The sequence below is a fragment of the Croceicoccus bisphenolivorans genome, from assembly GCF_001634625.1.
Lineage (GTDB): Bacteria > Pseudomonadota > Alphaproteobacteria > Sphingomonadales > Sphingomonadaceae > Croceicoccus > Croceicoccus bisphenolivorans.
This window is the reverse complement of record NZ_LRSE01000040.1, coordinates 1-4,307: the sequence shown is the minus strand read 5'-3', so window position 1 is coordinate 4,307 and position 4,307 is coordinate 1. Positions and strand designations below refer to the sequence as shown.

Annotated in this window: 4 protein-coding genes; all 4 read right to left on the bottom strand. The window is 54.3% G+C overall.

Going from position 1 to position 4,307, the window contains the following annotated elements:
• Window positions 1-269: 269 nt before the first annotated feature.
• The 4 genes from A7A77_RS17115 to A7A77_RS17105 all read right to left on the bottom strand — a co-directional run bounded on the left by A7A77_RS17115 (window position 270) and on the right by A7A77_RS17105 (window position 3,869).
• Complete coding sequence (locus tag A7A77_RS17115; protein ID WP_066561236.1) at window positions 270-761, bottom strand: CinA family protein; 492 nt, start codon at window positions 759-761, stop codon at window positions 270-272.
• Window positions 762-845: 84 nt separating this feature from the next.
• Window positions 846-1,199: a DUF1622 domain-containing protein gene (locus A7A77_RS17110; protein WP_066561233.1), complete on the bottom strand. Its 354-nt coding sequence runs from the start codon at window positions 1,197-1,199 to the stop codon at window positions 846-848.
• Between the two features lie 819 nt (window positions 1,200-2,018).
• On the bottom strand, window positions 2,019-2,393 hold the full coding sequence (locus tag A7A77_RS17675; protein WP_082836224.1) for a YidH family protein: 375 nt from the start codon (window positions 2,391-2,393) through the stop codon (window positions 2,019-2,021).
• A 99-nt stretch (window positions 2,394-2,492) separates the two neighbouring features.
• Complete coding sequence (locus A7A77_RS17105; RefSeq protein ID WP_066561230.1) at window positions 2,493-3,869, bottom strand: alpha,alpha-trehalose-phosphate synthase (UDP-forming); 1,377 nt, start codon at window positions 3,867-3,869, stop codon at window positions 2,493-2,495.
• Window positions 3,870-4,307 lie beyond the last annotated feature (438 nt).

Sequence of the window (4,307 nt, the reverse complement as noted above, 5' to 3'; positions counted from 1 at the left end):
ATCTGTGCCATTGGCGCTGACGCCGGACAGTGGGAAGCAAGATGTTTCTGCATCGTCGGACGCAAGAGTTGACTTTCCCGGGTCGTCCGTACGTATTGAAGAGAACTGACTGTTTTACAGATCGAACCGTCGGAGCACGTAATGCCCCGTTCGCCTTTGAGCCTAGGTTGATGCCACGATTCTAATATTTCCAACTCACACACGCAGACCGCGCAAGTTCTGATTGGAACGAAATATTGCAACACGCTGTCAGATACGGGGAGATGCACTCACCCTGCAATCGCTTCTTCGATGAGGTCCAACGCGCTGTCGATCGCATGTCTCCGAACCCGATCCCGTCCAATCGGGCCAAAATGCTTTTCCCGATGACGCAGGCTTTGAGCGCGCGCACAGGCGAGGTGTACGAGACCTTCTTCGTCCGCTTCTCTACAGGGACCCGCAAAGCCGGTGATTGCGATAGCGATACTCGCTCTCGATCGCCGCAACGCGCCGCCAGCCATCGCATCGGCAACCTCTCGGCTCACTGCGCCGAAGTTTGTCACCAATACCCTGTCGATGCCCAGAAGGTCGCACCTGGCTTGATCAGAATATACGACGAAGCTGCATTCAAAAACATGACTCAAGCCCCGCAAGTCAGTTAGGATTGACGCAAGCATACCGCCGGTGCAGCTTTCGGCCGTAGCTATCGTGAGCTCATGCTGTTTTAGGGTTTGCATTACCCTTTTTGCCCGGCTCAGCTGAGCGTCAGAAGCAGCAATCATCGCGCTATCCTTGCGCCTCTCCACTCGGCAACGCCGCTCGCACCTAATCCAGCAGGATCCTACCCTGGCCGTTGCCAGAACAAATCACGATCGAGAGCGCCATGGCCATCTGCCTTCGATTTCGACTTCGAGACTAATCGACAAAAACGTCCGGATCAGAACGATCAATCCGAGTACCATCGCGTTTCTGAGTGTTGGCTCAATCGCCACAGTGCGGATGATATCCGCCGCGACCAGCAATTCCAGTCCCGCCAGAATTGACCGTCCAAGCGTGCGGCGGAAGACCGGCGCCAAAGCCGATTGAGGTTTCTGCGAGGAACTCTTGCCGACGACCAGGATTACAACGGTACGGGCAAAAGCTACCAATGTACCGGCAATGATGACGGCAATACCCGCCAATTCAAACCAGCGCGCCGCGCCTGTTGCTATGGTCAACATGATTGGATCTGTCAGCATTAAACGATAAAATGAACCGTCATGCGTCTCGGTTCCTGCATACGACCTGACATCGACTGGAAACTTTCACTATGCCCGATGTTTAAAATATATGACCCGACAAATGACAATCATCTTCGGCCTACTCGCCGCGGTGCTTCTTATCATCTGGCTGACGAACGTCCTATAGTGTCCGCCCAAAGCAGAGAGTGATCACGCCTGCGGCCCGGACTCCGGACTAGATCTGTCCGAATGAAATGAAATGCATACCCACAGGGGCGATGCCGCAAGCGCGCTTGTCTAGTCCACAGGAACCTATCCTGCGAGCGGTCCGGCGAAGTCGAGGAACGGTTTCGCTCTCCGACCGTCATTCATAGTGAAGATCACACCGAAAGGCATTCGCAATGGGTCAGTATGAACCTGAGGATGCTGGCGAAGTCACCCGCAACTCCCGGGACAAATTTAGAGAAGCTGCGAAAACCGGCAGCGGCGATTGGAAGCCGGCAAACCAGACAAGGGCCCGTACCGAATCAGAACAGCGCACAAGCCATGAGCCCATCGAAACGGACGTCCCCCAGGGGAGTGAGCCGGCGACCTGCGGTTCCAGCAGGTAACGCTGATGTCTTGATCGAAAACGGCTCCGCTGAACCCGGAAATCGACGATCCATCCCAAAATAGCCAGCTCCACAATGCCACCCGCAAGCAAGGGGTGGTGAAGCCTGAAGACTATCCCGAAGAAGATCGGAGGAAAGGGAACGTGGCACAGAACGCGTAACCGATGATTCAGCGAGCGCAAGGCCGGAATGACCAGGAGAAACTCGATCAAACAAGCAGCCAGATGCCTGCCAACAGAATGAATGATCCACCTCCAACCACGACTGCAACAATGCGAAGATTCATGCGGCGGACCGGCTCAACGGCGTGTGCGTCAAGCTTTTTCAGCAATGCTCGAGAATTGCGCTCTGCAAGGTAGAATATGGTTATACCTGCAAGGATGAAGCATGTGGAGATAGCGCGGGGCAGCCAGGAGGGCTCCATTTTTTCAAAAAGGGCATGGAAGCCCAGTCCAATACCAACTGAAGCAAGCCCGGTTCTAACCCATCCCGCAAACGTCCGTTCGTTTGCGAGCAGGGTCCGATCCTCCGCAAGATCGGTTTTACGCTCGGCATGGTTATCTGGAAGGTTATCGTCAGTCACTGTTCGGGACCCCTAACGAGTTTTCTGCCGATAGATCAGTCTCACTTCACTGCGGCGGCCAAGCCTGCGCTTCATTGTCCGCACATCTTATCCGCAAGCTCAGGCTGTCATTTCCCAAGGCTCTAACATCGATATTCTCGATTTTAGTATATTTACAAAGCTTTCGGACCAGTGAGAGGCATCGGTTCGTTCCACAACTTCGAGACATTTTGCATGGCGTTCTCGCCGTTCACCCAAGGGCATTGTGAAGGCTGCATGAATTGCTCTCGCAGTCTCATCGATATCGTAGGGGTTTACCAGCAACGCATCTGTCATGTCCTCGGCTGCCCCGGCGAAGCGCGAAAGAACAAGGACCCCAGGATCCTCGCCATCCTGCGCAGCGACAAACTCTTTAGCGACAAGATTCATTCCATCAGCCAGAGAGGTGACGAGACCACAGTGCGACAACCGATAGAGACGTGCCAGCTTTGGACGTGGAACCGAACGATTGATGAAGCGGATAGGCGTCCAGTCAAGTTCTGCAAACTGGCCATTAATCTTCCCGGTCAGGCCTTGGAGTTCATCTGTAACTTCCTGATACGCAGAAACCTCCTGACGTGTCGGCGGAGCTATTTGGATTAGGCACGGCCGGTTCTCGCTGTCACACAATTCAAGATAGCGGCCAAAAGCCTTGAAGCGGTTGGGCAGGCCCTTGGTATAATCGAGGCGATCGACGCCGACAGCGAATTTCTCAGGCGCGCCGCTCGACCCGAAAGGATTTGATTCATCGCATTGCGCCTCGGTGCGGAACGCCGCGACATCGATGCCGATTGGGAAGGAGCGCACGGTCGTTATTCGATCGCCGAATTTGATGGAGCCGTCGCTGAGAAGTTCGGACCTGTAATCGGCACGAAACATTTCGAGGCACCGCGCAACATCGCCACGCGTCTGTAGCCCAATCAGATCGTAGTGAGCGATGTTGGCGGCAAATGTCTCCGGCTCGGGGAGAATCGATAAATCGCTCAGCACCGGGAACGGAACGTGCAGGAAAAAACCGATCCTGTTATGAGCCCCTAACTTTCTCAATTCACGCGCCAGCGGGAAAAAATGATAGTCATGTACCCAGATCAGATCATCGGAGCGAATCTCAGCTGCTATCATTTTTGCGAGCCGCTGGTTTACCGCCTTATAGCCGGGCCAATAACTTGGCGTCATGCTCACGCGGTCAACGCGGCGGTGGCATAGCGGCCATAGTACCGAATTTGCGAATCCCAGATAATAGTTCTCGACTTCGTTTTGCGTCAGCCGAAAAGCCAATTTACGATAGTGGCTGCCTTCAACGTCCTCAAACTTCCCGGTATCGCTCCCCGCTTCGGGGTAAGCGCCTATCCAGCAGCCTCCGCGCTTCTCCAATGCATCATGCAGAGCGACAACTAGACCTCCTGACGAGGCGTCGCCAATGGGTAGCCGATTAGATATAACGACAAGTCTCGACACTATTGCGAACCTCTGCTGTCCCTCAGCTGATATGATTAATTAATCTCATGGGATTGCTTGCGTTCCCGAGAAAGGGGGCACTGAGTTGTCTATCGTCCACTTCTTCTAGATCGCAATCATCCAGTGCAGAGTTCTGGCTGTTTGATTATAGTGTTGCGCGCCAAACCGCGTGATCACGGCCTTATCCATCGGCGGTTCGGGGTGCCGATCGCCTCTCCCCACCGATCGATTTGCCGCTGCCTGGACGAGACAAACGTCCAGGCAGCGCGAAACTACGCGTTCTCGGATTGCATTTCAGTATCTTCGTGTTCGATGAGCATATCTTCCGATTTGTCAGAAGCGGACTTGCCCTTCCCCAATGGAATCTTCCGGCCGCGTTCTTTCTCTTCGGTCTTCGGAAGGGTGATTGAAGCGTCCCGGGTTTTCCGGAGGCTCCTA